Consider the following 21,877-nt stretch of genomic DNA (forward strand, 5'->3'; position numbering starts at 1 on the left):
ATTCGAGATTCGAGATTCGAGATTCGAGATTCGTAAAAGCCGGCGTGCGTCCTGGTGTGCGCGGCTGATTTATTTCCAACATTGCTTGGTGCGGTGGAGGTCTCGACGGGAGCAACGCACGCGCGGCGGCCGGGAAAAGTAACGGCTCAGCACGGTGGTTTTGCGACTGCTGCGCATTTGCTTGCTGCAACCGGCCCGCAGCATCGCCAGCCGCATGTGCGGCCGGCGATGCTTGCGCTCAGCGTGTTTCGTACATCGCCTTGACGTCGTTGCGGAATGCGGTCTGGCTGTCGGCGCGGTTGTAGAACATGTGGCCGCCCGGATACTCGCGCACCTGCACACGTTTCGGGTCGTTGCCCATCGCCGGCATCTGATCCACCGTCAGCACCGAGCCCATGAACGGGCAGGAGAGATCGTTCCAGCCGTGCGCGATCAATACGCGCAGTTTCGGGTCGATCGCCACCGACTGACGCAGTTGCGTTACCGCGCCCTTGCGCAGTTCGTCGTTCCAGTCCCACAGTTTGTTGACGTCGTAATTGAGCGCCTGATAACGCGCGTCGACCTTCCAGCCGACCACGCGGGTGACGAAGTCCACCATCGCGGTGGTGGTCGGGGCGATGATGCTGTCCAGCAACGGGTCGTTGGCGCGTTGCTCCGGATCGTTCGGGAACGGGTCGAACGCGGTCACGTTGGAGTCGTAACGGCTACCCAGTTCGCCCTTGTCGCGAAACACCTCGCGCAGATACGCCTGGGTTTCCAGGCGTCCGCCGGAGCGTCGCACATAGGCCGGATCCAGCCCGGTCATGCGCGTGACCTGCTGCAGCATCGCCTCGCTGGCCTGCGGGTCGGTGCGTCCTTTCATCAGCGCCACCGCGTAGTCGCCGCGGGTGTAATCGATCACCTCGCGCATGGCGCTGTCGCTGAGCTTGCCCTGGCGCTCCAGGTGCGCGGCGGCGATCGAGGGCAGCGTCATCATCCATGCCAGTGGCGACACATCGCTGTTGTCGTCCAGGGTCGGATTGAGATACGGCGACACCAGCACCACACCGTTCATCGCCACGCCCAGCCGGGTTTGCAGGTAATGGGTGATGCGCGGTCCACGGAAACCGCCATAGCTTTCGCCGACCAGGTACTTGCGCGCCTGCAAACGACGGTTCTTGAGCAGCCAGTCGTAGACCACGCGCGAGAGATATTCCACGTCGGCCTGCGGGTTGTAGAACTGCTTCTTGGCCTCGTCGTCGCCGATCAGGGAGCGGCTGAAGCCGGTGCCGACCGGGTCGATGAACACCAGATCGGTGAAGTCCAGCCAGGTGCCGGGGTTGTCGCGCAATGCCGCCGGTGCCGAGGCGCTATCGCCTTCGGCGCCGAAACCCACCACCTTCGGCCCGATCGCGCCCATGTTCAGATACACCGACGACGCGCCGGGCCCGCCGTTCAATGCGAACGTGACTGGCCGGTCCTTGCCATCCACGGTGTAGGCAGTGAATACCACCTCGCCGGTGGTCTTGCCTTGCGCGTCGCGTACCGGCAGCGTGCCGACGGTGGCGGTGTAACTCAGCGTCCGGCCGGCCACGCGCGTGCTCTGACGTACGCTGGCATCGGCCGGCAACGGCGCAGGCTTGGATGCCGCTGCGTCGGGTTTTGCATCGCTTTTGGCGTCGCTTTTACTATCGTTTTTATCTGGCGCAGCGGCCAGCGCCGTCCCGCTGAGCAGGACACAGGCCAGCAGGCCGGCATGGAGAAAAGAGGGCATGGCGATCGAGGTTCGAACAGGGGAGCGACGATGCTAGGCCCCGGCAGCGCTCGGTGGATGTGCACAAAGGCATGTGTGTCGCGTTGACCGATGTGGCTTGCCTGGTGGCTTGAAGCGGCGTGTGCGGCTGCAGGTGGCTGTCTGACCCAAAGTGTCGGGTTTGCGCAGTCCGTTGAAAATCGGCGTTTACCGAAAAAACCGATAGCACACCCTTCTCCCCTCGGGAGAAGGTGCCCCGCAGGGGCGGATGAGGGTACGGGCGAAGCCTCGTGTCATCCATTACAGAGTGGCTTCGCCCCGTACCCTCACCCCAACCCCTCTCCCGGCGGGAGAGGGGCTTTAACTTCCGATGTTTTTACCCTTTCCGTATCTTTTAAACTTCCAGCGAAGCCAGATCGCCCTTGCTCTCAAGCCACTGCTTGCGATCGCCGGCGCGCTTCTTCGCCAGCAACATATCCATCAACGAACGCGTCTGTTCGCCGTCGTCGATGGTCAGCTGCACCAGCCGGCGCGTGTCCGGATGAATGGTCGATTCGCGCAGCTGCTGCGGATTCATCTCGCCCAGGCCTTTGAAGCGTGTAACGCTGACCTGGCCCTTGATCTTCTCGCGCGCGATCTTGTCCAGCAGCGTGGTCTTTTCTTCCTCGTCCAGCGCGTAGAACACCTGCTTGCCCACGTCCACACGGAACAGCGGCGGCATTGCCACGAACACATGGCCGGCGGCCACCAATGCCGGGAAGTGCCTGAGAAACAGCGCAGTCAACAAGGTCGCGATATGCAAACCATCGGAGTCGGCGTCGGCCAGGATGGTGACCTTGCCGTAGCGCAGCCCGCTGATGTCGTCCTTGCCCGGGTCGCAGCCGATCGCGATCGCCAGGTTGTGCACTTCTTCGGACGCCAGAACGCTGCCCGAGGCCACTTCCCAGGTGTTGAGGATCTTGCCGCGCAGCGGCAGGATCGCCTGAAAATCCTTGTCGCGCGCCTGCTTGGCCGAGCCGCCGGCCGAATCGCCTTCGACCAGGAACAATTCGGTGCGCGACAGGTCCTGGCTGATGCAATCGGCCAGCTTGCCGGGCAGGGCGGGGCCCTGGGTGACCTTCTTGCGGACGATCTGCTTTTCGGTCTTCAACCGCGCACTGGCGCGATCGATGGCGATCTGCGCGATCTTCTCGCCGATCTCCACGTTCTGATTGAGGTACAGGCTGAAGGCATCGTGCGCGGCGCCTTCGATGAAGCCGGCGGCCTGACGCGAGGACAGACGCTCCTTGGTCTGCCCGGAAAATTGCGGGTCTGTCATCTTCAGGCTGAGCACGAAGGTGACCCTGTCCCACACATCTTCCGGCGCAAGCTTGACCCCGCGCGGCAGCAGGTTGCGGAAGTCGCAGAACTCGCGCAACGCATCGGTCAGGCCCGAACGCAGGCCGTTGACGTGGGTGCCGTGCTGCGCGGTCGGAATCAGGTTGACGTAGCTTTCCTGCACCAGTTCGCCTTCCGGCACCCAGGCCGCGGCCCAGTCGACGATCTCGGTGTCTTTCTTCAGGCTGCCTGCAAACAGGTCGGCCGGCAGCATCTCGTGCTCGGCCATCTCGCCCTTGAGGTAGTCGCGCAGGCCATTTTCGAAGTACCAGCTGTCCTGCTCGCCGGTGGCTTCGTCGTGCAGTTTGACGGTCAGGCCGGGGCACAACACCGCCTTGGCGCGCAGCAGATGGCGCAGCGCGCGCACGTTGAACTTGGGCGTGTCGAAGTACTTCGGGTCGGCCCAGAAGCGCAGCCGCGTGCCGGTGTTCTTCTTGCCGACGGTGCCGACCACTTCCAGCTTGGAGGCGGCAATGCCGTCGCGGAACTCCATGCGGTGCTCGCTACCTTCGCGCTTGATGAACAGCTCGACCTTGGTCGACAGCGCATTGACCACGCTTACACCCACGCCGTGCAGGCCGCCGGAGAAGGTGTAGTTGCGATTGTTGAATTTGCCGCCGGCATGCAAGCGGGTCAGGATCAACTCCACACCGGGAATCTTCTCCTCCGGGTGCATGTCCACCGGCATGCCGCGGCCGTCGTCGGAGACCTCGCAGCTGCCATCCTTGAACAAGGTCACTTCGACCTGCTTGGCGTGACCGGCCAGCGCCTCGTCGACCGAGTTGTCGATCACTTCCTGCGCCAGATGGTTCGGGCGCGCAGTGTCGGTGTACATGCCAGGACGGCGTTTGACCGGGTCCAGGCCCGACAGCACTTCAATATCGGCGGCGTTATAACGGGTGTTCATGCATCTCTTGGCACGTGAAACGACGCGCAAGTGTGGGGGCAGAACCGTTTTTTTGCACGCGACAGGCGTTCAGTGCAGGGCGGGGTGCGGCTGGATACCCTGGCGTTGGATTCGGAACCAATCGTCCCCACCTGAGGATGTCACCGAAACCGGAGGACACCATGAAGTTCAAGCACATTCTGATGCTCACCCTGGGTGCGGCCGCAGTCGCGGCGCTTCCTGCCATGGCCCAGGCCGCTCCGCAGCAGACCGGTCAGGGCGCCGCCGCGCAGAAGGCCGACGACGCTAAGGCCAAGACCGAAGCCGAGCGCAAGGCAGAGCGCCGTGCCGCCGCTGCTGCGCAGAAGCCCAAGGCCGATGCCGCGCTGCCAGAGGAAGAGGAAGAAAAGAAGCCGGCGCGCTGATCGCGCTGCGCACCGACTGGCTTCACATCGGTCATCTGCTCCACAGACGCCCCGGCCTAGGTCGGGGCGTCTGCATTTGCGGCCCACGCGGCGCGCGTTTGTCACTGCGTGATCGCAGCGGCGTCACGCAACCCTTGGGCATTCGTCCGTCACCCGCTAAACTATGGCTTTCCGGGAGGCTTCAAGCCCCATGACCCCCCTGATTTTTGTTACAGGCGGCGTAGTGTCCTCGTTGGGTAAGGGCATTGCGGCCGCTTCGCTTGCGTCCATTCTTGAAGCGCGTGGCCTGAAGGTCACGATGATGAAGCTGGACCCGTACATCAATGTGGACCCGGGCACGATGAGCCCGTTCCAGCACGGCGAGGTCTACGTCACCGACGACGGTGCCGAGACCGATCTGGATCTGGGCCACTACGAGCGCTACGTGCGCACGCGTCTTTCGCGCAAGAACTCCGTCACCACCGGCCGGATCTACGAGAACGTGATCCGCAAGGAGCGTCGCGGCGATTATCTGGGCGCCACCGTGCAGGTGATTCCGCATATCACCGATGAGATCCGTCGTTGCATCGACGAGGCCACCGCAGGTTTCGATGTTGCATTGATCGAGATCGGCGGCACCGTGGGCGACATCGAGTCGCTGCCGTTCCTGGAAGCGATCCGCCAGGTGCGCACCGAGCGCGGTGCCGAAAAGGCCATGTTCATGCATCTCACCCTGGTGCCGTACATCGCTGCTGCCGGTGAGTTGAAGACCAAGCCGACCCAGCATTCGGTCAAGGAACTGCGCTCGATCGGCATCCAGCCGGACGTGCTGCTGTGCCGCTCCGAGCAGGCGGTGCCGGATTCGGAACGTCGCAAGATCGCGTTGTTCACCAACGTCTCCGAGCGCGCAGTGATCAGCTGCCCGGATATCGATGTGCTGTACGGCATGCCGCTGGAACTGCGCCGCCAGGGCCTGGACGAGTTGGTCATCGACCAGTTCAAGCTGCGCGACAAGGTCGCCGCGGCCGATCTGTCCGAGTGGGCTGCGGTGGTGGATGCGGTCAAGCATCCGCTGGACGAAGTCACCATTGCGGTGGTCGGCAAGTACGTCGATCACCAGGACGCCTACAAGTCGGTGGCCGAAGCATTGCGGCACGGTGGCCTGCGCCAGCGCACCAAGGTCAATCTGAAGTGGCTGGAAGCGCAGGATCTGGAAGGCAGCGACATGGCCGCCTTGCAGGACATCGACGGCATTTTGGTGCCGGGCGGTTTTGGCGATCGCGGCTTCGAAGGCAAGGTGCAGACCTCCAAGTACGCGCGTGAGCACAAGGTGCCGTACTTCGGTATCTGCTACGGCATGCAGGCGGCGGTGGTGGACTATGCCCGCCATGTCGCCAATCTGGATGCGGCCAACAGTACCGAGAACGATCGCCAGTCGCCGCACCCGGTGATCGGCCTGATCACCGAATGGCGTACCGCCACCGGCGAAGTCGAAAAGCGTGACGAGAAGTCCGATCTGGGCGGCACCATGCGGCTGGGTCTGCAGGAACAGCGCCTGAAGCCGGGCACGCTGGCACGCGAGGTGTATGGCAAGGATGTGGTGGCAGAGCGGCATCGTCATCGCTATGAGTTCAACAACCGCTACCGCACTCAGCTGGAAGATGCCGGCCTAGTGATTTCCGGCAAGTCGATGGACGACACGCTGGTGGAAATGGTGGAGCTGCCGCGCGAGACGCACCCGTGGTTCCTGGCCTGCCAGGCGCACCCGGAGTTCCTGTCCACACCACGCGACGGGCACCCGCTGTTCATCGGCTTCGTGCGCGCCGCGCGCGAGAAGAAGGCGGGCGGCAAGTTGTTGAAGGAAGCGCGCGCGTGAGATTTTCCTTCTCCCATCGGGAGAAGGTGGCGCGCAGCGCCGGATGAGGGGCGCCGCAGTAAACCGGAAGATGGCAACCATGACGAACGCGTCGCCACGCGCCAGCCAGGGCAAACCATCGGGCTTCACAAGCGCTTCGCAACCATACCCTCACCCCAACCCCTCTCCCGATGGGAGAGGGGCTTTAATCAATAGGTGACCTGATGAAACTGTGTGACTTCGACGTTGGCCTGGATCAGCCGTTGTTCCTGATCGCCGGCCCCTGCGTGATCGAGTCGATGCAGCTGCAGCTCGACGTGGCCGGCAAGCTCAAGGAGATCACCGGCAAGCTGGGGATCAACTTCATCTTCAAGTCGAGCTTCGACAAGGCCAATCGCACCTCCGGCACCAGCTTCCGCGGCCCTGGCCTGGAAGAGGGCCTGAAGGTGCTGGCTGCGGTGAAGCAGCAGATCGGCGTGCCGGTGCTGACCGACGTGCACGAATACACCCCGATGAACGAGGTCGCCGCCGTCGTCGATGTGTTGCAGACCCCGGCTTTCCTGGTGCGCCAGACCGACTTCATCAAGAACGTCTGCGCGGCCGGCAAGCCGGTCAACATCAAGAAGGGCCAGTTCCTGGCGCCGTGGGACATGAAGCCGGTGGTCGACAAGGCCAAGTCGACCGGCAACGAGCAGATCATGGTCTGCGAGCGGGGCGCCTCGTTCGGCTACAACAATCTGGTCAGCGACATGCGCTCGCTGAGCGTCATGCGCGACACCGGCTGCCCGGTCGTCTTCGATGCCACCCATTCGGTGCAGTTGCCGGGCGGGCAGGGCAGCAGTTCAGGCGGCCAGCGCGAGTTCGTGCCGGTGCTGGCGCGTGCTGCTGTGGCGGTGGGCATTTCCGGCCTGTTTGCCGAAACCCATCCGGATCCATCCAAGGCGCTGTCCGATGGCCCCAACGCGTGGCCGCTGGACCGCATGGAAGAACTGCTCGAAACCCTGATGGAACTGGATGCCGTCACCAAGAAGCACGGGTTCGCGCGCTTCGCATGAGTTCCGATCCCTGGGCGCTGGCCGCGTCGCGCCGCCAGCGTCGGCAGTGGCGCCACTGGCCTTGGGGCTGGATCGCGCTGGTCGCATCGATCACCGCGTGGGCGTGCATGGCCGCGATGACGGTGCTGGTCGCTGCCAGCATGGGCATGCCGGGCGACGGCGACCATGCCATGCGGGCCACGCGGGTGCCAATGCTGGTCACGCTGCTGCTGGCCGCGATAGCGATCACAAGTTGCCTGATCGCCGGCCCGCTGGCGTTGCGGCTGGCTCGCCAATCCGGCGTAGCGATCATTGCGCTGGTGTTGCTGTCGGTCTTGCTGCTGCTGTCTGGTTTACCGCTGCTGGGCTTGATGGCCTAGCGGCATGTTCGCCGGCCTGTCGCGTGCGGCGGCTGAATGCGATTTGGCAATGTGCCGGTGTGCGGCGATAATCCCGCAGCTTGTTTCCGGTGTACTTCCCCCCTTACTGGTAACCGATCGTTCCTATGACCACTATCGCCAAGATCCTCGCCCGCGAAATCCTCGACTCCCGCGGCAATCCCACGCTGGAGGCCGAAGTCACGCTGGAAGACGGCTCGTTCGGCCGCGCCGCTGTGCCCTCGGGCGCCTCGACCGGCACCAAGGAAGCGGTGGAACTGCGCGATGGCGACAAGACCCGCTACCTGGGCAAGGGCGTGCTGCATGCGGTGCAGAACGTCAACGGCACCATTGCCGAGACGCTCAAGGGCTTCGATGCGGCCGACCAGCAGGGCTTGGACCGTCGCCTGATCGACCTGGACGGCACCGAGAACAAGGGCCGCCTGGGCGCCAACGCGCTGCTGGGCGTGTCGCTGGCCGCCGCGCATGCCGTGGCCGCCTCGCGCAAGCAGCCGTTGTGGCAGTACCTGTCCACCATCACCGAATCCGATGTGTCGCTGCCTGTGCCGATGATGAACATCATCAACGGCGGCGCGCACGCCGACAACAACGTCGACTTCCAGGAGTTCATGGTGCTGCCGGTCGGCTGCAGCTCGTTCTCCGAAGCGCTGCGTGCCGGTACCGAAATCTTCCACGCGCTCAAGTCGGTGCTCAAGGGCCACGGCCTGAGCACGGCGGTGGGCGACGAAGGTGGCTTTGCGCCGGACTTCCGCAGCAATGTCGAAGCGCTGGACACCATCCTCGAAGCGATCGGCAAGGCCGGCTACACCGCAGGCGAAGATGTGCTGCTGGGCCTGGACGTGGCCTCCAGCGAGTTCTACGACAACGGCAAGTACAACCTGGTCGGCGAGAACAAGCGCCTGACCAGCGAGCAGTTCGTCGACTTCCTGGCCGACTGGGTCGCGCAGTACCCGATCATCAGCATCGAAGACGGCCTGGCCGAAGACGACTGGGCCGGATGGAAGCTGCTCACCGACCGTGTCGGCAAGAAGGTGCAGCTGGTCGGCGACGATCTGTTCGTCACCAATCCGAAGATCTTCAAGCAGGGTATCGACTCGGGCACCGCCAATGCGATCCTGATCAAGGTCAACCAGATCGGCACGCTGACCGAGACGCTGGAAGCCATCGCGATGGCGCATGCGGCCAACTACGCCTCGATCGTCTCGCACCGTTCGGGCGAAACCGAAGACACCACCATCGCCGACATCGCCGTGGCCACCACCGCCACGCAGATCAAGACCGGTTCGCTGTGCCGCAGCGATCGCGTCGCCAAGTACAACCAGTTGCTGCGCATCGAGCAGGCGTTGGGCTCCGGCGCACGCTATGCCGGCCGCGACGCGTTCGTTTCGATCAAGCGATAAGTCGTGCGCAACTGGCGCTGGCTACTGCTGGTGCTGGCGGTGCTGCTGGCTTGGCTGCAGTACCGCTTCTGGTTCGGGCCTGGGAATTCCGGCGAAGTCATGATGCTGGAAGCCCAGGTCGCGCATCAGACACAGGACAACGAAGGTCTGCGCCAACGCAACCAGGCGTTGGCAGCAGAGGTGAAGGATTTGAAGGACGGCGAGGCGGCAATCGAGGAACGCGCACGGAGCGAGCTGGGCATGATCAAGCCGGGCGAGACGTTCTATCGCGTGGTCGAGGATGCGCCGCCGCTGCCGCCCGCAGTGGCCGCGCCGTCGACCGAACCCGAGGCGCCCGCCGCAACCGCTCCGGCGGAACAGCCATGAGCGGTTCGATCTGGGCGATCGTGCCGGCCGCCGGGCGCGGCACGCGCTTTGGCGGGCAGGTCCCCAAACAATATCTGCATGCTGCTGGTCAGCCTTTGATGGCTTACACGCTGGCGGCACTGGCAGCGCATCCGGTGGTGGCCGGAATTGTCGTGGCGATCGCGCCCGACGATGCCGACTGGCCGGGTTGGACGGCGGTGCAGTCCAAGCCGGTGTTGACCTGCGTGGGCGGCGTGACCCGCGCCGCATCGGTGCTGGCTGGATTGCTGGCCTTGCCCGAGAGCGTGCGCGCCGACGACTTTGTACTGGTGCACGATGCCGCACGTCCCAATCTGGCGCTGGCCGATCTGGAGCGCTTGCTGGAAATCGGTCGCGGCGATCCGGTCGGCGCGATCCTGGCCGCACCGGTGCGCGATACCCTCAAGCGGGCCGGCGACGATGGCGGCATTGATGCCACCGAGCCGCGCGAGCGTCTGTGGCGCGCGCTGACCCCGCAGCTGTTTCGTCGCCATCAACTGATCCGTGGCCTTACCGAAGCATCGGCCGCTGGTGTCGACGTGACCGACGAGGCGATGGCGATGGAACGGTTGGGATTGCGTCCGTTGCTGGTGGAAGGTGCCGAGGACAACTTCAAGGTGACCACGCCGGTTGACCTGGCACGGTTCGAATTCGAACTGGCACGTCGCGGCGTGGCGGTGGATGCCGAATTAGTGGCTACACGCAACGATGCGCTGTTTGCCGGTGCCAATCACGACGTCAACACGCTTTAGAGCGGCTGTCGAACGATTGCCAGGCCGGTTTGCGGAACCGGCTGTGTAGGCCACTCGTACACTGCGGTCTCTCTGCAACGTCCATGCCGACCTAAACGACAGCTTGCTCCCTGTTGTTGGGCAATCTCACTCACCACGGAATTTCCATGTCTTTCAATGTTCGAATCGGTCAGGGCTACGATGTGCATGCGTTCGGTGCGGGCGACCACGTGATGCTGGGCGGGGTGCGCGTGGCGCACAGCCATGGCGTGCTCGCGCACAGCGATGGCGACGTGGTATTGCATGCGCTGTGCGATGCAATGCTGGGTGCGCTGGCGCTGGGCGATATCGGTCAGCATTTTCCGCCGTCCGACGCGCGCTGGAAGGATGCCGACAGCGCGCAGTTTCTGCAGCACTGCGATCACTTGCTGCGCGAGCGTGGCTGGCGCGTGGGCAATGCCGACATCACCGTGATCTGCGAGCGCCCCAAGATCGGCCCGCATGCGCTCGCAATGCGCGAACGCATCGCCGGGCTGCTGGCGATCGAGCTCGATGCGGTCAGCGTCAAGGCCACCACCAGTGAACAACTCGGCTTCACCGGTCGCAGCGAGGGCATCGCTGCGCAGGCGGCGGTGTTGCTCGGCAGGATCGCAGCCTGACGGCGACCAACAAAACCACGGCGCTCATCGTCAGGCGGGCGCGGCCGATGCTCGTTACAGCATGTCGCACGCGTACCCTGCGGTTCCGAGCGTGCCGTCCACACTCACCTGACGCCTGCCGGCCAGGTTTTTAGCCGCTCTAACTCGCAGTCACGCACGCCGGGCTCGCGTCGGCGTTGCAATGCGACACCACCGCGCCGAGGCACTCGGCACACAGCGCACGACACGTCGGCGCGAAGGTCAACCACAGCATGAGCGACACCTCTGTTCTGCCGCGCGCGCATGGCGCTGCGGTCCTTGGCGCAGCAATGCGCAGCACTCCCGAAGATTTTCAGGTCGATGAGCTGCCTGCATTCGAAGCCTCCGGCGAAGGCGAGCACCTGTTGCTCAGCGTGCGCAAACGTGGCCAGAACACCGCGTATATCGCCAAGAAACTTGCGCTGTGGGCGGGCATTGCGGAAATGGGCGTCAGCTACGCCGGCTTGAAGGATCGCCATGCGGTGACCACGCAGCGTTTCAGCGTGCATCTGCCCAAACGTATCGCGCCGGACATCGCTGCGCTCGACGACGACGAAATGCAGGTGGTCGATAGCACCTGGCACAACCGTAAGCTGCAACGCGGCGCGCTGCACGGCAATCGCTTTGTGTTGACGCTGCGCCAGGTGCAGGGCGAACGCGACGCGATCGAGCAACGCTTGCAAGCGATCGCCACACGCGGCATTCCCAACTGGTTCGGCGAACAACGCTTCGGTCGCGATGGTGGCAACGTGGCATCGGCGTTGGCGATGTTCGGCTATACCCAGGAGGTCGACGGTGCGTTGGTGCCGGCACCGAAGCGGCGTCTGCGCAACGATCAACGTTCGATATTGTTGTCGGCGGCGCGCTCAGCACTGTTCAATCGCGTGCTCACTGCACGTGTGGAGCAGGGCAGTTGGGACGCCGCGCTGGAGGGCGAGGCCTGGATGCTGGATGGCTCACGCAGCGTGTTCGGTCCCGAGCCGTGGAGCGAGGTGCTGGCCGAGCGGCTGGCGCGTTTCGATATCCATCCCAGTGGCCCGTTGTGGGGCGTGGGTGAGCTGCGCTCGACCGACCAGGCGGCAGCAGTGGAGCAGGGCGCGTTGTCCGATCCACAATCCGAGGCGCTGCGGATCGGTCTGGAAGCCGCTGGCTTGAAGCAGGAGCGCCGCGCCTTGCGTTTGCGCCCGCAAGGATTGGACTACCGCTGGCTGGATGCGCAGACCCTGCAGGTCGAATTCGCACTGCCGCCGGGCTGCTACGCCACCGCGGTGCTGTGGGAGCTGGGCGAGGTGATCGACGCCGGTCGCGGCATGGCCAGTGTCCGTTCCGACACTTGAGTTTTGCGTCGTGCGGCGACGCGCAGCGCAAACAAACGTTGCCGGAGCCGAGGAGTTGTAGGAGCGGCCCTGGCCGCGACGGGCGTTACCGATAAAACCGAACAATGCGCCAGCGCATCTTCCCTAGCGCCGCGCCAACAACACCAACAGCGCTCCCGTGCCGCCTTGCGTAGCCGGCGCCGAATGAAACGCCAGTACATCGTTGCGCTGGCGCAACAGACGGTCCATCAGGTTCTTCAGCACCGGCGCGCCGTTATCCGACTGCAGGCCTTTGCCGTGGATGATGCGCACGCAGCCGTGTTCGTGCGCATGCGCATCGAGCAGGAACTGCCGCAACAACGATTCGGCTTGCGCCGCAGTGGCGCCATGCAGATCCAGTTCGTCCTGGATCGAGAACTGGCCGCGCTTGAGCCGCTGAAACAATCGGGTGGGAAGATTCTCGCGCCGATAACTGGCGGTGTCGCCCGCCTCCAACGGCGCGCTGTCGCGTAGCAGACGTGCGAATTCGGTGTGCGCTTCGGCGTCGTCGCGCTCGGCCATGCGCGCGCGCGGCTTCGGGCGCGGTTTGGCGTTGGCAGGGGGGGCGACTTCACGAATCGGCTTGACCGCGCCAATCGCTGCGCGGAACAACGCGCCGTCGTCTTCGTCTTCAGGATGCGACATGGTCACAGCGTAACGTGCCCAACCTCAGGTGCAAGCGAAGATCAAGCGCGAAGGCGAGGGACGCATCCGGTATCATGACCCGGTTTTCCGAGGAGTCCCATGCGCGTACTGGTTAGCAACGACGACGGTGTCGACGCCCCCGGCATCCAGATTCTGGCCGAGGCGCTGCGGCGTGCCGGTCATGAAGTGATGGTGGTCGCCCCTGACCGCGACCGCTCCGGCGCCAGCAATTCGCTGACGCTGGACGTGCCGATCCGCACCCGCCGCATTGACGCGCAGACTTGCGCGGTTGCCGGCACGCCGACCGACTGCGTGCATCTGGCGCTGACCGGCATGCTCGATTACGACCCGGACATCGTGGTCTCCGGCATCAACAACTCGGCCAATCTGGGCGACGACGTGATCTATTCGGGCACCGTGTCTGCCGCGATGGAGGGCCGCTTTCTAGGCTTGCCCGCAGTGGCGGTCTCGTTGGTGACGCACAACCATGAAGCGCATCACTACGAAACCGCCGCACGCGCAGCGGTGGAGATCGTGGCGCGGCTCAAATCCGATCCCTTGCCCGCCGACACCATCCTCAACGTCAACGTGCCGGATCTGGCCTGGTCGGATGTGCTCGGTTTCGAAGTCACCCGGCTCGGCAACCGCCACCGTTCCGAGCCCTGCGTGCCGCAGCGCGATCCGCGCGGCCGTACCGTGTACTGGATCGGCCCGGCCGGTCCCGAGCAGGATGCCGGCGCCGGCACCGATTTCCACGCCGTGCGCACCGGGCATATCTCGATCACCCCGATCCATGTCGACCTCACCCGCTATCAGGCGCTGGAAACCGTCGCTGGCTGGGTCGGTGGCCTGACTGCCGCACTGGACGCACCGGCATGACGCCGAGGCTGCGTCTGCTGCAACCGGAGTCGGTGGGGATCGGCATGACCTCGCAACGCGTGCGCGACCGGCTGGTCGAGCGCCTGCGCGAGGCCGGCATCCAGGACGAGGCCACGCTCAACGCGGTGCGTACCGTGCCGCGCCATCTGTTCATCGATGAAGCGCTGGCCTCGCGCGCCTACGAAGACACCGCATTGCCGATCGGCCACGGCCAGACCATCTCGCAGCCCTGGGTGGTCGCGCGCATGACCGAGGCGGTGCTGCAGGTCGGCCCGACCAAGGTGCTGGAAGTGGGCACCGGCTCCGGCTATCAGGGCGCGATCCTGGCCGCGCTGGGCCTGGAGGTCTACACCGTCGAGCGCATCGGCGACCTGCTACGGCAGGCGCGCAAGCGCTTCCGGCATCTGGGCATGAACGTGCGCAGCAAGCACGACGACGGCCGCATCGGTTGGCCCGAGCATGGCCCGTACGACGCCATCGTGGTCACGGCCGCCGCTCCGGCGCTGGTGGATGCGCTGGTCGATCAACTGGCGGTCGGCGGGCGGCTGGTCGCCCCGGTCGGTGGTGCGTCCTCGCAATCGCTGATGCAACTCACGCGTGGTGCCGACGGCGCGATCGAACAGCAGGTTCTGGCGCCGGTCACGTTCGTCCCGTTGTTGTCGGGCATGCTGGATTGAATCCATGAGAGTTCCTCGATGAAGATCTTCGGGCCGTTGTACGACGTGGCCATTCGTTGGTCGCGCAACCGGCGCGCACCTGCGCTGCTGACCGGCCTCAGTTTCGTTGAGGGCTTCATCTTCCCGGTGCCGCCGGAAGTGATGCTGGCGCCGATGTCGCTAGCCGAGCCCAAGCGTGCGTTGTGGTTCGCCACCTTGAGCCTGATCGGCTCGGTGTGCGGCGCGCTGGTCGGCTATCTGCTCGGCCATTTCGCCTTTGCCGCGTTGCAGCCGGTGATCGAATGGCTAGGCTGGAGCGTGAAGATCCAGGCGCAGATCGAGATGCTGCGCGCACTGGTGGCCGAGTCGCCGTGGAAGGCCTTCTGGGCGCTGGTGCTGGTGGGCTTCACCCCGATTCCGCTGAAGATCTTTACCTGGGCCTCGGGCGTGGTCGGTGTACCGATCCTGCCCTTCATCGCCAGCATGCTGGTGGGGCGCGGCAAGCGCGTGTATCTGGTGGCCGGCGCGATCCGGTTGGGTGGCGCACGCGCCGAGGCAGCGCTGCATCGCTGGATCGAGCCGCTGGGCTGGGTGGCCATGGCCGTCCTGGCCGCGGGCGCAGGATGGTTGGTGTGGAAGACAATGAACGGATGAGCACGTTGCAGATGAATTCGGTACGTAAGACAGCAGTGATGCTCGTAGTCGCAGCCGGGTTGACCGCCTGCAGCAGCGCCACGGTGGTGCGTTCGCCCGGCGCCGGCGGTGGTTCGTCGTCCTCGCGTCCGTCTGCGGCTGCGCGTCCCTCAGTGCCGCGCCCAGGTGCGACCGTCACTGTCCAGCGCGGCGATACGCTGTACGCCATTTCGCGCCGGACCAACATCACTGCGCCGGACCTGGCGGCCTGGAACGGGCTGTCCTCACCGAACACCATCTATCCCGGCCAGACGCTCAAGCTGTATCCGGGTAGTGCCAGCAGGCCGGGAAGCAGCACCTCGACGGCCGGCACGGTGGTTCCGCCGCGGCCGACTGCACCGATCACTGCACCTGTCAGTAGTGGATTCCAGTGGCGCTGGCCGGCTGATGGTGTGGTGGTCGGCACCTTTGTCGCCGGCGAGACCACCAAGCAGGGCGTGGATATCGCCGGTGCCAGCGGGCAGGCGGTACGTGCCGCTGCCGATGGCGTGGTGGTATATTCCGGCGCCGGCCTGGTCGGCTACGGCGAGCTGATCATTATCAAGCACAACGACCAGTGGCTGTCCGCCTACGGGCACAACCGCAAGCGCCTGCTCAACGAAGGCCAGAGCGTGAAGGCCGGCCAGCAGATCGCCGAGATGGGCCGCAGCGGTGCCGCCCGCGACATGCTGCACTTCGAAATTCGCTACAACGGCAAGCCGGTCGATCCGCTGCTGTATCTGCCGAAGAAGTGATTCGGGAATGGGGATTCGGGATTCGGGATTCGCAACGGCAACGGCGCTGGGCTGATGGTGCTGCGCGGAAGGCGCTTTCTAGCGGCAGGAAAATCGCTTGAGGCATCGCTGCCGCCGTTCGCCTGAGAGCGAAACCTGCTCCAGCCTGCGTTTACGAATCCCCAATCCCGACTCCCTAATCCCGGCCTTCCAGAATCATCGCCAGCGCCACCCGGCGGCCTTCGCTGGCCAGCACGTTATACGTGCGCGCCGCGGCCGCATTGGTCATCGCTTCCAGCCCGATGCCACGCGTCAGGCAGGCCGCCAGGACATCGGTGGTCGGAAACTGCTGGCGCTCGCCGGTACCCAGCAGGATCACCGCCGGGGCCAGCGCCAGCACCGCGTTCATATGCCCCGCCTGGAGCTGTTTCAGGTTGGGCACTGGCCAGCGTTCGACCAGTTCATCGGGCATCAGGATGAAGCTCTGCTGCAAGATGCGCTCGTTCACCTTGGCATGGCGGCCATCGGCCGCGCGCAGCGCATAGGTGTAGTCGGGATGTTCCTGGCTTAAAGGCATAACGAACTCGTCAGGTCAGCCGCGTGGCAACACGATCTGGCGCTTTTCCTTGCTGGGGCGGTAAAGAATGGCGACATGGCCGATCCGCTGCACCAGCGCGCTGCCGGTCTTCTGGATAATGTCGGCAATCATGGCGTCGCGGGCCTCGCGATCCTCCGATGCCATCTTCACCTTGATCAGTTCGTGGCGCTCGAGCACTTCCTCGAGTTCGGCCAGAAATGCCGGCGTGACCCCTTTGCCGCCGGTTTGCAGCAGTGCTTTGAGATCGTGGGCCTGGCCGCGCAGGAAACGGTTCTGGGCGGAGGTGAGAACAATGGACATGCAGGATCAAAGGGAAGCAAAGGGTGTTCAGGGTATCATGGCGACCCGTTCGGACCCCTTTGCCAATGCCCTCCCGCAGTAAAAGCAGCCAGCGCTGGCTCAAGGAACACTTCGCCGACCCTTACGTGAAGAAGGCTCAGGCCGAAGGCATGCGCTCGCGCGCTGCCTACAAGCTGGAGGAATTGCTCCAGCGCGACCGTCTGCTCAAGCCGGACATGGTGGTGGTCGATCTGGGCGCCGCGCCTGGCGGCTGGTGTCAGCAGGTGCGCAGGTCGCTGGGCGACACCGGCCGGGTACTGGCGCTGGACATCCTGGAGATGCCCCCGCTGGCCGGGGTGGAGTTCCTTCATGGCGACTTCAGGGAACAAGCCGTCCTATCGGAATTCGAAGCGATGTTGGGCGATGTGCCGGTGGACCTTGTTCTGTCCGATATGGCCCCCAATAAGAGTGGCATGGATGCGGTCGACCAACCGCGGATGATGCACCTGGCGGAACTGGCGATGGAATTTGCCGACAACCACCTCAAGACGGGTGGGGCATTTTTGATCAAGCTGTTTCAGGGTGTTGGATCCGACGACTACATTCGCGAGCTTCGCCGCCGCTATGAGAAGGTGACGATTCGCAAACCGGCGGCCTCGCGCAAGCGCTCCCCGGAAGTTTATGCGCTTAGTCAGGGCAAGCGTGCCCAGATCAAGTAAGCTGCCAATGACCACCGTGTTTCAAGAATTTGAAGAGTAGAGGGCACCGGAGCCAATGAGGATGAACGACTTGACCAAGAATCTGCTGCTGTGGGTGGTCGTCGCGGTTGTGCTGATGGTCGTCTTCCAGAGCTTCTCGCCGCGGATGGCAGGCGGCGTCGGCCCCGACTCGATCACCTACACCCAGTTCCTGAAGGAAGTGGACTCCGGGCGCGTCAAGTCGGTGGACTACACCGATGAGACCAACTTGGCCGTCAACGCGATCCGCTTCAAGCGCACCGACGGCAGCGAAGCCACCGTCTACGGTCCGCGCGACGACAAGCTGGTCGACGTGCTGTACAGCAAGAACATCGAAATGACCCGCCAGAAGCCCTCTACCGGCCCTGGTTTCTGGTCGTTGGTGCTCAACTTCCTGCCGGTCATCCTGATCATCGGCTTCTGGCTGTTCATCATGCGCCAGATGCAGGGCGGTGGCGGCGGTGCCAAGGGTGCGATGAGCTTTGGCAAATCGCGCGCCAAGCTGCAGGGCGAGGACCAGGTCAAGATCACCTTTGCCGACGTTGCCGGTTGTGACGAGGCCAAGGAGGAAGTCAGCGAGCTGGTCGACTTCCTGCGCGACCCGACCAAGTTCACCAAGCTGGGCGGCAAGATTCCGCGCGGCGTGTTGATGGTCGGCCCGCCGGGTACCGGTAAGACGCTGCTGGCCCGCGCCATCGCTGGCGAAGCCAAGGTGCCGTTCTTCAGCATCTCCGGTTCGGACTTTGTCGAAATGTTCGTCGGCGTCGGCGCGAGCCGTGTGCGCGACATGTTCGAGCAGGCCAAGAAGCACGCGCCGTGCATCATCTTCATCGACGAAATCGATGCAGTGGGCCGTCATCGCGGCGCCGGTCTCGGCGGCGGGCATGACGAGCGCGAGCAGACCTTGAACCAGCTGCTGGTCGAAATGGACGGCTTTGAAGGCGGCGAAGGCGTGATCGTGATCGCGGCCACCAACCGTCCCGACGTGCTGGATCCGGCGTTGCTGCGTCCGGGTCGTTTCGATCGCCAGGTTGTGGTCGGGTTGCCGGACGTCAAGGGGCGCGAGCAGATCCTGCGTGTGCACATGCGCAAGCTGCCGCTGGCCGACGACGTGGTGCCGATGGTCATCGCACGCGGTACGCCGGGTTTCTCGGGTGCCGATCTGGCCAACCTGTGTAATGAAGCGGCGTTGTTTGCGGCGCGCGGTAGCGAGAAGGAAGTCCGCATGGACCACTTCGACCGTGCCCGCGACAAGATCCTGATGGGCGCCGAGCGTCGCTCGATGGCCATGAGCGAGGACGAGAAGACGCTGACCGCGTACCACGAAGCGGGTCACGCTATCGTCGGCCGTCTGGTGCCGGAGCACGACCCGGTCTACAAGGTCACCATCATTCCGCGCGGTCGCGCGCTCGGCGTGACGATGTATCTGCCGGAAGGCGACCGTTACTCGATGAACCGCGTGGCGATCGAATCGCAGCTGTGCTCGCTCTACGGCGGCCGTGTTGCCGAGGAGTTGATCTTCGGTGGCGACAAGGTCACCACCGGCGCGTCCAATGACATCGAACGCGCGACCAAGATGGCGCGCAACATGGTCACCAAGTGGGGCTTGTCCGACGAGCTCGGCCCGGTGGCATATGGCGAGGAAGAAGACGAGGTGTTCCTGGGCCGTTCGGTGACCCAGCACAAGAATGTCTCCGACGAGACCGCGCGCAAGATCGACGAAGTGGTGCGCTCGATCCTGGACAAGGCCTACAGCAAGACCAAGGCCATCCTCACCGAGAACCTGGACAAGCTGCACGCGATGTCGCAGTTGTTGCTGCAGTACGAAACCATCGACGTGCCGCAGATCGACGCCATCATGGAAGGCCGCGAGCCGCCGCCGCCGGCCGGTTGGGGCAAGTCCGACAAGGACGGTGGCAACAACAACGACAAGGGCAGCCCACGTCCGTTGCCGCCGATTGCAGGGCCTGCCGAGCAGCTGTAACTACGCATCGGTCAGCTGCAGCAGCATCCATCAAGGCCGGGGAGCGATTCCCGGCCTTGATGCGTTTGGACGCTGACCAACGCAGCTCCCGGCCTCGGTCATTTGGCGGCCTCGGTTGATAATGCATTCGGCAGATCGCAAAACACGCGCGCCACGGCAGTGCGCACCAATCGCCACCCATCGCAACCGCTCCAGGAGAACCCCACGATGTTCGACACCGCCCTCAAGCTGGATTGCGCCGGTCGCATCCTGCGACTGGATGCGCCGCAGGTGATGGGCGTCGTCAATGTCACACCGGATTCGTTTTCCGATGGCGGCCAGCACGCCAGCTGCGAGGCCGCCATTGCGCACGGCCTGCGTCTGGTCGAGGAAGGCGCTGCGGTGCTGGATATCGGCGGTGAATCCACCCGTCCTGGCGCCACACCGGTGTCGCTGGAAGAAGAACTGCAACGTGTGATCCCGGTGATCCAGGCATTGGCGCAGCAGACCGGCGTGCCGATCAGTGTGGATACCTTCAAGCCGGAGATAATGCGTGCGGCGGTCGCAGCCGGCGCCGGCATGATCAACGACGTGCATGCGCTGCGCTCGCCGGGCGCGCTGGACGCGGCAGCCGAGTTGCGGGTGCCGGTGGTGCTGATGCACGCACGGAGCGCACCACATGCGATGCAGGAGGCGCCGCACTACGACGACGTGGTGGCCGAGGTGCACCGCTTTCTGGCCGAGCGCATCTTCGCCGCCGAAATGGCCGGCATCGACAAACGCCGGTTGATCCTCGACCCGGGCTTCGGCTTCGACAAGACCACCACACATAACCTTACCGTGCTGGCACAGCTGCAGCGCCTGCAGGAATTTGGCCTGCCGGTGCTGGCAGGGCTGTCGCGCAAGCGCAGCATCGGCGAGTTGACCGGCCGCGAGATTGCCGCAGACCGCGTATACGGTTCGATCGCCGCGCACCTGATTGCCGCGCAACACGGTGCCCTGTTGCTGCGCGTGCACGATGTGGCCGCGACCGTGGATGCCTTGAAGGTGTGGAGTGCGATGTCGGCAATCCCCGTGCCGCGCGTGAGTGCGCCTGCGGCACCGACCATCCGTTGGCCGGACGAGGACTGATGCCGGCCGACCGACGCCCGCTCGCGATCGCGTTGATGGGCCCGACCGCCAGCGGCAAGACCGCGCTGGCACTGGAAGCAGCGCAGCGCTGGAATGGCGAGATCGTCAGCGTCGATTCGGCACTGGTGTATCGCGGGCTGGAGATCGGCGCGGCCAAGCCGGATGCCGCCATGCGTGCAGCCGTGCCGCATCATCTGCTCGATCTGCGCGATCCCTGGCAGATCTATTCGGCGGCGGAGTTCGCCAGCGACGCGCGGCAGGCGATCGATCAGATTGTGGCGCGCGGCAAGTTGCCGATTCTCGCCGGCGGCACCGGACTGTACTTTCGCGCCTTGCTGGAAGGACTGTCGCAGCTGCCCGAAGCCGATCCGCAGGTTCGCTTGACGATCGCAGCCGAAGCCGAACAACTCGGCTGGTCCGCGCTGCATGCACAACTGGCGCAGGTCGATCCGATTGCAGCTGCGCGGATCCACACTACCGATCCGCAGCGCATCCAGCGGGCGTTGGAGGTCTACCGCATCAGCGGCAGGCCGATCAGCTATTGGCAGGCGCTACCGCCAGGCCCGCGCCTGCCGGTGCGGGTGTTGAAGGTGGTGCTGGCGCCGCGCGAGCGCGCAGTGCTGCATGCGCGGATCGAACAGCGACTGGACGCCATGCTGGCGCAGGATTTTCTGGCCGAAGTGGAGCGTCTGCGCGCGGCACCGCAACTGCGCGCGGTTGCCGCGCCGCTGGATCTGCCTGCGATCCGCGCGGTCGGTTATCGCCAGGCCTGGGAGTATCTGGATGGCGCCGGCAGCCTGGCGCAGTTCCGCGAAAAAGCCATCCATGCGACGCGTCAACTGGCCAAGCGGCAACTCACCTGGCTGCGTGGCGAGCTCGACGCGCGCTGGTTCGATCCGGAGCGTGACCGCCATCAATTGGAAGCCGCACTTGTCGGCTTCCTCGCTCATCGTCCCGCTGTGCCGCAGGCTTCAGGCGTGTAACATCCCGTTTCCGGGGCCGGCTGGGGATGGCAGGTGTCGACCGGGACAATAAGAACAATAATGAAGAGGAGTTTTCGATGGCTAAGGGGCAATCTTTACAGGATCCATTCCTCAACGCGCTGCGGCGCGAGCGGGTGCCGGTCTCTGTGTATCTGGTCAACGGCATCAAGCTGCAGGGCACGATCGAGTCGTTCGATCAGTTCGTGGTGCTACTGCGCAACACCGTGAGTCAGATGGTTTACAAGCACGCCATCTCCACGGTTGTGCCGGCGCGCAATGTGCGCGTGGGACCGGGCGGTGGTTATGTGCAACCCAATGAAGGCAACCAGGCGGAAGATGACGACGTCGAGCAGTAATGGAGTAGTGC

General features: G+C 64.5%; 23 protein-coding genes. 18 read left to right on the forward strand and 5 right to left on the reverse strand.

Annotation, left to right across the window (positions count from 1 at the left end; genetic code table 11):
- Positions 1 to 238 precede the first annotated feature (238 nt).
- Complete coding sequence (locus ABS769_RS10065) at positions 239 to 1,753, reverse strand: S10 family peptidase (protein ID WP_023903732.1); 1,515 nt, start codon at positions 1,751 to 1,753, stop codon at positions 239 to 241.
- 373 nt (positions 1,754 to 2,126) lie between these two features.
- Positions 2,127 to 4,016, reverse strand: a complete 1,890-nt coding sequence (gene parE, locus ABS769_RS10070) for a DNA topoisomerase IV subunit B (RefSeq protein WP_074057659.1) — start codon at positions 4,014 to 4,016, stop codon at positions 2,127 to 2,129.
- Positions 4,017 to 4,177: 161 nt separating this feature from the next.
- On the opposite strand from parE, the gene ABS769_RS10075 reads away from it, so the two are divergent.
- From ABS769_RS10075 to truD, 9 genes are all read left to right on the forward strand, one after another.
- Positions 4,178 to 4,420, forward strand: coding sequence for a hypothetical protein (locus ABS769_RS10075; protein ID WP_006453323.1), 243 nt, complete (start codon positions 4,178 to 4,180; stop codon positions 4,418 to 4,420).
- 190 nt (positions 4,421 to 4,610) lie between these two features.
- Positions 4,611 to 6,275 carry a CTP synthase gene (locus tag ABS769_RS10080; RefSeq protein ID WP_023903735.1) on the forward strand — a complete coding sequence of 555 codons (1,665 nt, stop codon included), beginning with the start codon at positions 4,611 to 4,613 and terminating at the stop codon, positions 6,273 to 6,275.
- A 203-nt stretch (positions 6,276 to 6,478) separates the two neighbouring features.
- Positions 6,479 to 7,309, forward strand: a complete 831-nt coding sequence (gene kdsA / locus ABS769_RS10085) for a 3-deoxy-8-phosphooctulonate synthase (protein ID WP_006453321.1) — start codon at positions 6,479 to 6,481, stop codon at positions 7,307 to 7,309.
- On the forward strand, positions 7,306 to 7,668 hold the full coding sequence (locus ABS769_RS10090) for a hypothetical protein (RefSeq protein ID WP_317061521.1): 363 nt from the start codon (positions 7,306 to 7,308) through the stop codon (positions 7,666 to 7,668). Before kdsA ends, ABS769_RS10090 begins: the two co-directional genes overlap by 4 nt.
- Positions 7,669 to 7,793: 125 nt before the next feature.
- Complete coding sequence (gene eno, locus ABS769_RS10095) at positions 7,794 to 9,086, forward strand: phosphopyruvate hydratase (RefSeq protein ID WP_317061520.1); 1,293 nt, start codon at positions 7,794 to 7,796, stop codon at positions 9,084 to 9,086.
- A 3-nt stretch (positions 9,087 to 9,089) separates the two neighbouring features.
- Positions 9,090 to 9,452, forward strand: coding sequence for a cell division protein FtsB (gene ftsB, locus ABS769_RS10100; protein WP_055828664.1), 363 nt, complete (start codon positions 9,090 to 9,092; stop codon positions 9,450 to 9,452).
- A complete protein-coding gene (gene ispD, locus ABS769_RS10105) occupies positions 9,449 to 10,222 on the forward strand; it encodes a 2-C-methyl-D-erythritol 4-phosphate cytidylyltransferase (RefSeq protein ID WP_317061519.1) in 774 nt (257 codons plus the stop codon). The genes ftsB and ispD overlap by 4 nt, the downstream gene beginning before the upstream one ends.
- A 146-nt stretch (positions 10,223 to 10,368) precedes the next feature.
- The gene (ispF, locus tag ABS769_RS10110) at positions 10,369 to 10,860 is read left to right on the forward strand and encodes a 2-C-methyl-D-erythritol 2,4-cyclodiphosphate synthase (protein ID WP_115038668.1); all 492 of its coding nucleotides are present in this window, start codon (positions 10,369 to 10,371) and stop codon (positions 10,858 to 10,860) included.
- Positions 10,861 to 11,111: 251 nt separating this feature from the next.
- A complete protein-coding gene (gene truD, locus ABS769_RS10115; protein WP_317061518.1) occupies positions 11,112 to 12,215 on the forward strand; it encodes a tRNA pseudouridine(13) synthase TruD in 1,104 nt (367 codons plus the stop codon).
- Positions 12,216 to 12,338: 123 nt separating this feature from the next.
- Here the strand turns inward: truD and ABS769_RS10120 are convergent, their stop codons facing one another.
- On the reverse strand, positions 12,339 to 12,878 hold the full coding sequence (locus ABS769_RS10120; RefSeq protein ID WP_006453314.1) for a Smr/MutS family protein: 540 nt from the start codon (positions 12,876 to 12,878) through the stop codon (positions 12,339 to 12,341).
- A 99-nt stretch (positions 12,879 to 12,977) separates the two neighbouring features.
- Between ABS769_RS10120 and surE the strand changes: the two genes are divergently transcribed.
- Genes surE through ABS769_RS10140 form a run of 4 tightly spaced genes read left to right on the forward strand, consistent with a single transcriptional unit; the run spans position 12,978 to position 15,840 of the window.
- On the forward strand, positions 12,978 to 13,757 hold the full coding sequence (gene surE, locus ABS769_RS10125; protein ID WP_023903742.1) for a 5'/3'-nucleotidase SurE: 780 nt from the start codon (positions 12,978 to 12,980) through the stop codon (positions 13,755 to 13,757).
- Positions 13,754 to 14,434, forward strand: coding sequence for a protein-L-isoaspartate(D-aspartate) O-methyltransferase (locus ABS769_RS10130; RefSeq protein ID WP_006453312.1), 681 nt, complete (start codon positions 13,754 to 13,756; stop codon positions 14,432 to 14,434). The genes surE and ABS769_RS10130 overlap by 4 nt, the downstream gene beginning before the upstream one ends.
- 18 nt (positions 14,435 to 14,452) lie before the next feature.
- The gene (locus ABS769_RS10135; protein WP_006453310.1) at positions 14,453 to 15,067 is read left to right on the forward strand and encodes a YqaA family protein; all 615 of its coding nucleotides are present in this window, start codon (positions 14,453 to 14,455) and stop codon (positions 15,065 to 15,067) included.
- Positions 15,064 to 15,840 carry a peptidoglycan DD-metalloendopeptidase family protein gene (locus ABS769_RS10140; RefSeq protein ID WP_317061517.1) on the forward strand — a complete coding sequence of 259 codons (777 nt, stop codon included), beginning with the start codon at positions 15,064 to 15,066 and terminating at the stop codon, positions 15,838 to 15,840. Before ABS769_RS10135 ends, ABS769_RS10140 begins: the two co-directional genes overlap by 4 nt.
- Before the next feature lie 175 nt (positions 15,841 to 16,015).
- On the opposite strand, the gene ABS769_RS10145 is transcribed toward ABS769_RS10140, so the two are convergent.
- Both ABS769_RS10145 and yhbY read right to left on the reverse strand, forming a co-directional pair.
- A complete protein-coding gene (locus tag ABS769_RS10145; RefSeq protein ID WP_317061516.1) occupies positions 16,016 to 16,396 on the reverse strand; it encodes an Mth938-like domain-containing protein in 381 nt (126 codons plus the stop codon).
- A 15-nt stretch (positions 16,397 to 16,411) separates the two neighbouring features.
- A complete protein-coding gene (gene yhbY / locus ABS769_RS10150) occupies positions 16,412 to 16,717 on the reverse strand; it encodes a ribosome assembly RNA-binding protein YhbY (RefSeq protein WP_317061515.1) in 306 nt (101 codons plus the stop codon).
- 65 nt (positions 16,718 to 16,782) lie between these two features.
- On the opposite strand from yhbY, the gene rlmE reads away from it, so the two are divergent.
- The 5 genes from rlmE (at position 16,783) to hfq (ending at position 21,866) form a co-directional block, all read left to right on the forward strand.
- Positions 16,783 to 17,415 (forward strand): 23S rRNA (uridine(2552)-2'-O)-methyltransferase RlmE, encoded by a 633-nt coding sequence (rlmE, locus tag ABS769_RS10155; protein WP_317061514.1) that lies wholly within the window; start codon positions 16,783 to 16,785, stop codon positions 17,413 to 17,415.
- A 61-nt stretch (positions 17,416 to 17,476) separates the two neighbouring features.
- Positions 17,477 to 19,417, forward strand: a complete 1,941-nt coding sequence (gene ftsH / locus ABS769_RS10160) for an ATP-dependent zinc metalloprotease FtsH (protein WP_317061512.1) — start codon at positions 17,477 to 17,479, stop codon at positions 19,415 to 19,417.
- A 207-nt stretch (positions 19,418 to 19,624) separates the two neighbouring features.
- Positions 19,625 to 20,527, forward strand: a complete 903-nt coding sequence (gene folP, locus ABS769_RS10165; protein ID WP_317061511.1) for a dihydropteroate synthase — start codon at positions 19,625 to 19,627, stop codon at positions 20,525 to 20,527.
- Positions 20,527 to 21,510: a tRNA (adenosine(37)-N6)-dimethylallyltransferase MiaA gene (miaA, locus tag ABS769_RS10170; RefSeq protein ID WP_317061510.1), complete on the forward strand. Its 984-nt coding sequence runs from the start codon at positions 20,527 to 20,529 to the stop codon at positions 21,508 to 21,510. Before folP ends, miaA begins: the two co-directional genes overlap by 1 nt.
- Positions 21,511 to 21,587: 77 nt before the next feature.
- Positions 21,588 to 21,866 carry an RNA chaperone Hfq gene (gene hfq, locus ABS769_RS10175; RefSeq protein ID WP_043889764.1) on the forward strand — a complete coding sequence of 93 codons (279 nt, stop codon included), beginning with the start codon at positions 21,588 to 21,590 and terminating at the stop codon, positions 21,864 to 21,866.
- The last annotated feature ends 11 nt before the right edge of the window (positions 21,867 to 21,877 follow it).

This window comes from Xanthomonas hortorum (assembly GCF_040279205.1).
GTDB classification, from domain to species: Bacteria; Pseudomonadota; Gammaproteobacteria; order Xanthomonadales; family Xanthomonadaceae; genus Xanthomonas; species Xanthomonas hortorum_F.

Coding starts and splice junctions, on each gene's coding strand:
- ftsH (WP_317061512.1), top strand. CDS start 17,477: ATGAACGACTTGACCAAGAATCTGCTGCTGTGGGTGGTCGTCGCGGTT.
- ABS769_RS10075 (WP_006453323.1), top strand. CDS start 4,178: ATGAAGTTCAAGCACATTCTGATGCTCACCCTGGGTGCGGCCGCAGTC.
- rlmE (WP_317061514.1), top strand. CDS start 16,783: ATGCCCTCCCGCAGTAAAAGCAGCCAGCGCTGGCTCAAGGAACACTTC.
- ABS769_RS10140 (WP_317061517.1), top strand. CDS start 15,064: ATGAGCACGTTGCAGATGAATTCGGTACGTAAGACAGCAGTGATGCTC.
- ABS769_RS10065 (WP_023903732.1), bottom strand. CDS start 1,753: ATGCCCTCTTTTCTCCATGCCGGCCTGCTGGCCTGTGTCCTGCTCAGC.
- truD (WP_317061518.1), top strand. CDS start 11,112: ATGAGCGACACCTCTGTTCTGCCGCGCGCGCATGGCGCTGCGGTCCTT.
- folP (WP_317061511.1), top strand. CDS start 19,625: ATGTTCGACACCGCCCTCAAGCTGGATTGCGCCGGTCGCATCCTGCGA.
- ispD (WP_317061519.1), top strand. CDS start 9,449: ATGAGCGGTTCGATCTGGGCGATCGTGCCGGCCGCCGGGCGCGGCACG.
- ABS769_RS10080 (WP_023903735.1), top strand. CDS start 4,611: ATGACCCCCCTGATTTTTGTTACAGGCGGCGTAGTGTCCTCGTTGGGT.
- eno (WP_317061520.1), top strand. CDS start 7,794: ATGACCACTATCGCCAAGATCCTCGCCCGCGAAATCCTCGACTCCCGC.
- ABS769_RS10120 (WP_006453314.1), bottom strand. CDS start 12,878: ATGTCGCATCCTGAAGACGAAGACGACGGCGCGTTGTTCCGCGCAGCG.
- ABS769_RS10090 (WP_317061521.1), top strand. CDS start 7,306: ATGAGTTCCGATCCCTGGGCGCTGGCCGCGTCGCGCCGCCAGCGTCGG.
- ispF (WP_115038668.1), top strand. CDS start 10,369: ATGTCTTTCAATGTTCGAATCGGTCAGGGCTACGATGTGCATGCGTTC.
- ABS769_RS10135 (WP_006453310.1), top strand. CDS start 14,453: ATGAAGATCTTCGGGCCGTTGTACGACGTGGCCATTCGTTGGTCGCGC.
- miaA (WP_317061510.1), top strand. CDS start 20,527: ATGCCGGCCGACCGACGCCCGCTCGCGATCGCGTTGATGGGCCCGACC.
- kdsA (WP_006453321.1), top strand. CDS start 6,479: ATGAAACTGTGTGACTTCGACGTTGGCCTGGATCAGCCGTTGTTCCTG.
- ABS769_RS10145 (WP_317061516.1), bottom strand. CDS start 16,396: ATGCCTTTAAGCCAGGAACATCCCGACTACACCTATGCGCTGCGCGCG.
- parE (WP_074057659.1), bottom strand. CDS start 4,016: ATGAACACCCGTTATAACGCCGCCGATATTGAAGTGCTGTCGGGCCTG.
- hfq (WP_043889764.1), top strand. CDS start 21,588: ATGGCTAAGGGGCAATCTTTACAGGATCCATTCCTCAACGCGCTGCGG.
- surE (WP_023903742.1), top strand. CDS start 12,978: ATGCGCGTACTGGTTAGCAACGACGACGGTGTCGACGCCCCCGGCATC.
- yhbY (WP_317061515.1), bottom strand. CDS start 16,717: ATGTCCATTGTTCTCACCTCCGCCCAGAACCGTTTCCTGCGCGGCCAG.
- ABS769_RS10130 (WP_006453312.1), top strand. CDS start 13,754: ATGACGCCGAGGCTGCGTCTGCTGCAACCGGAGTCGGTGGGGATCGGC.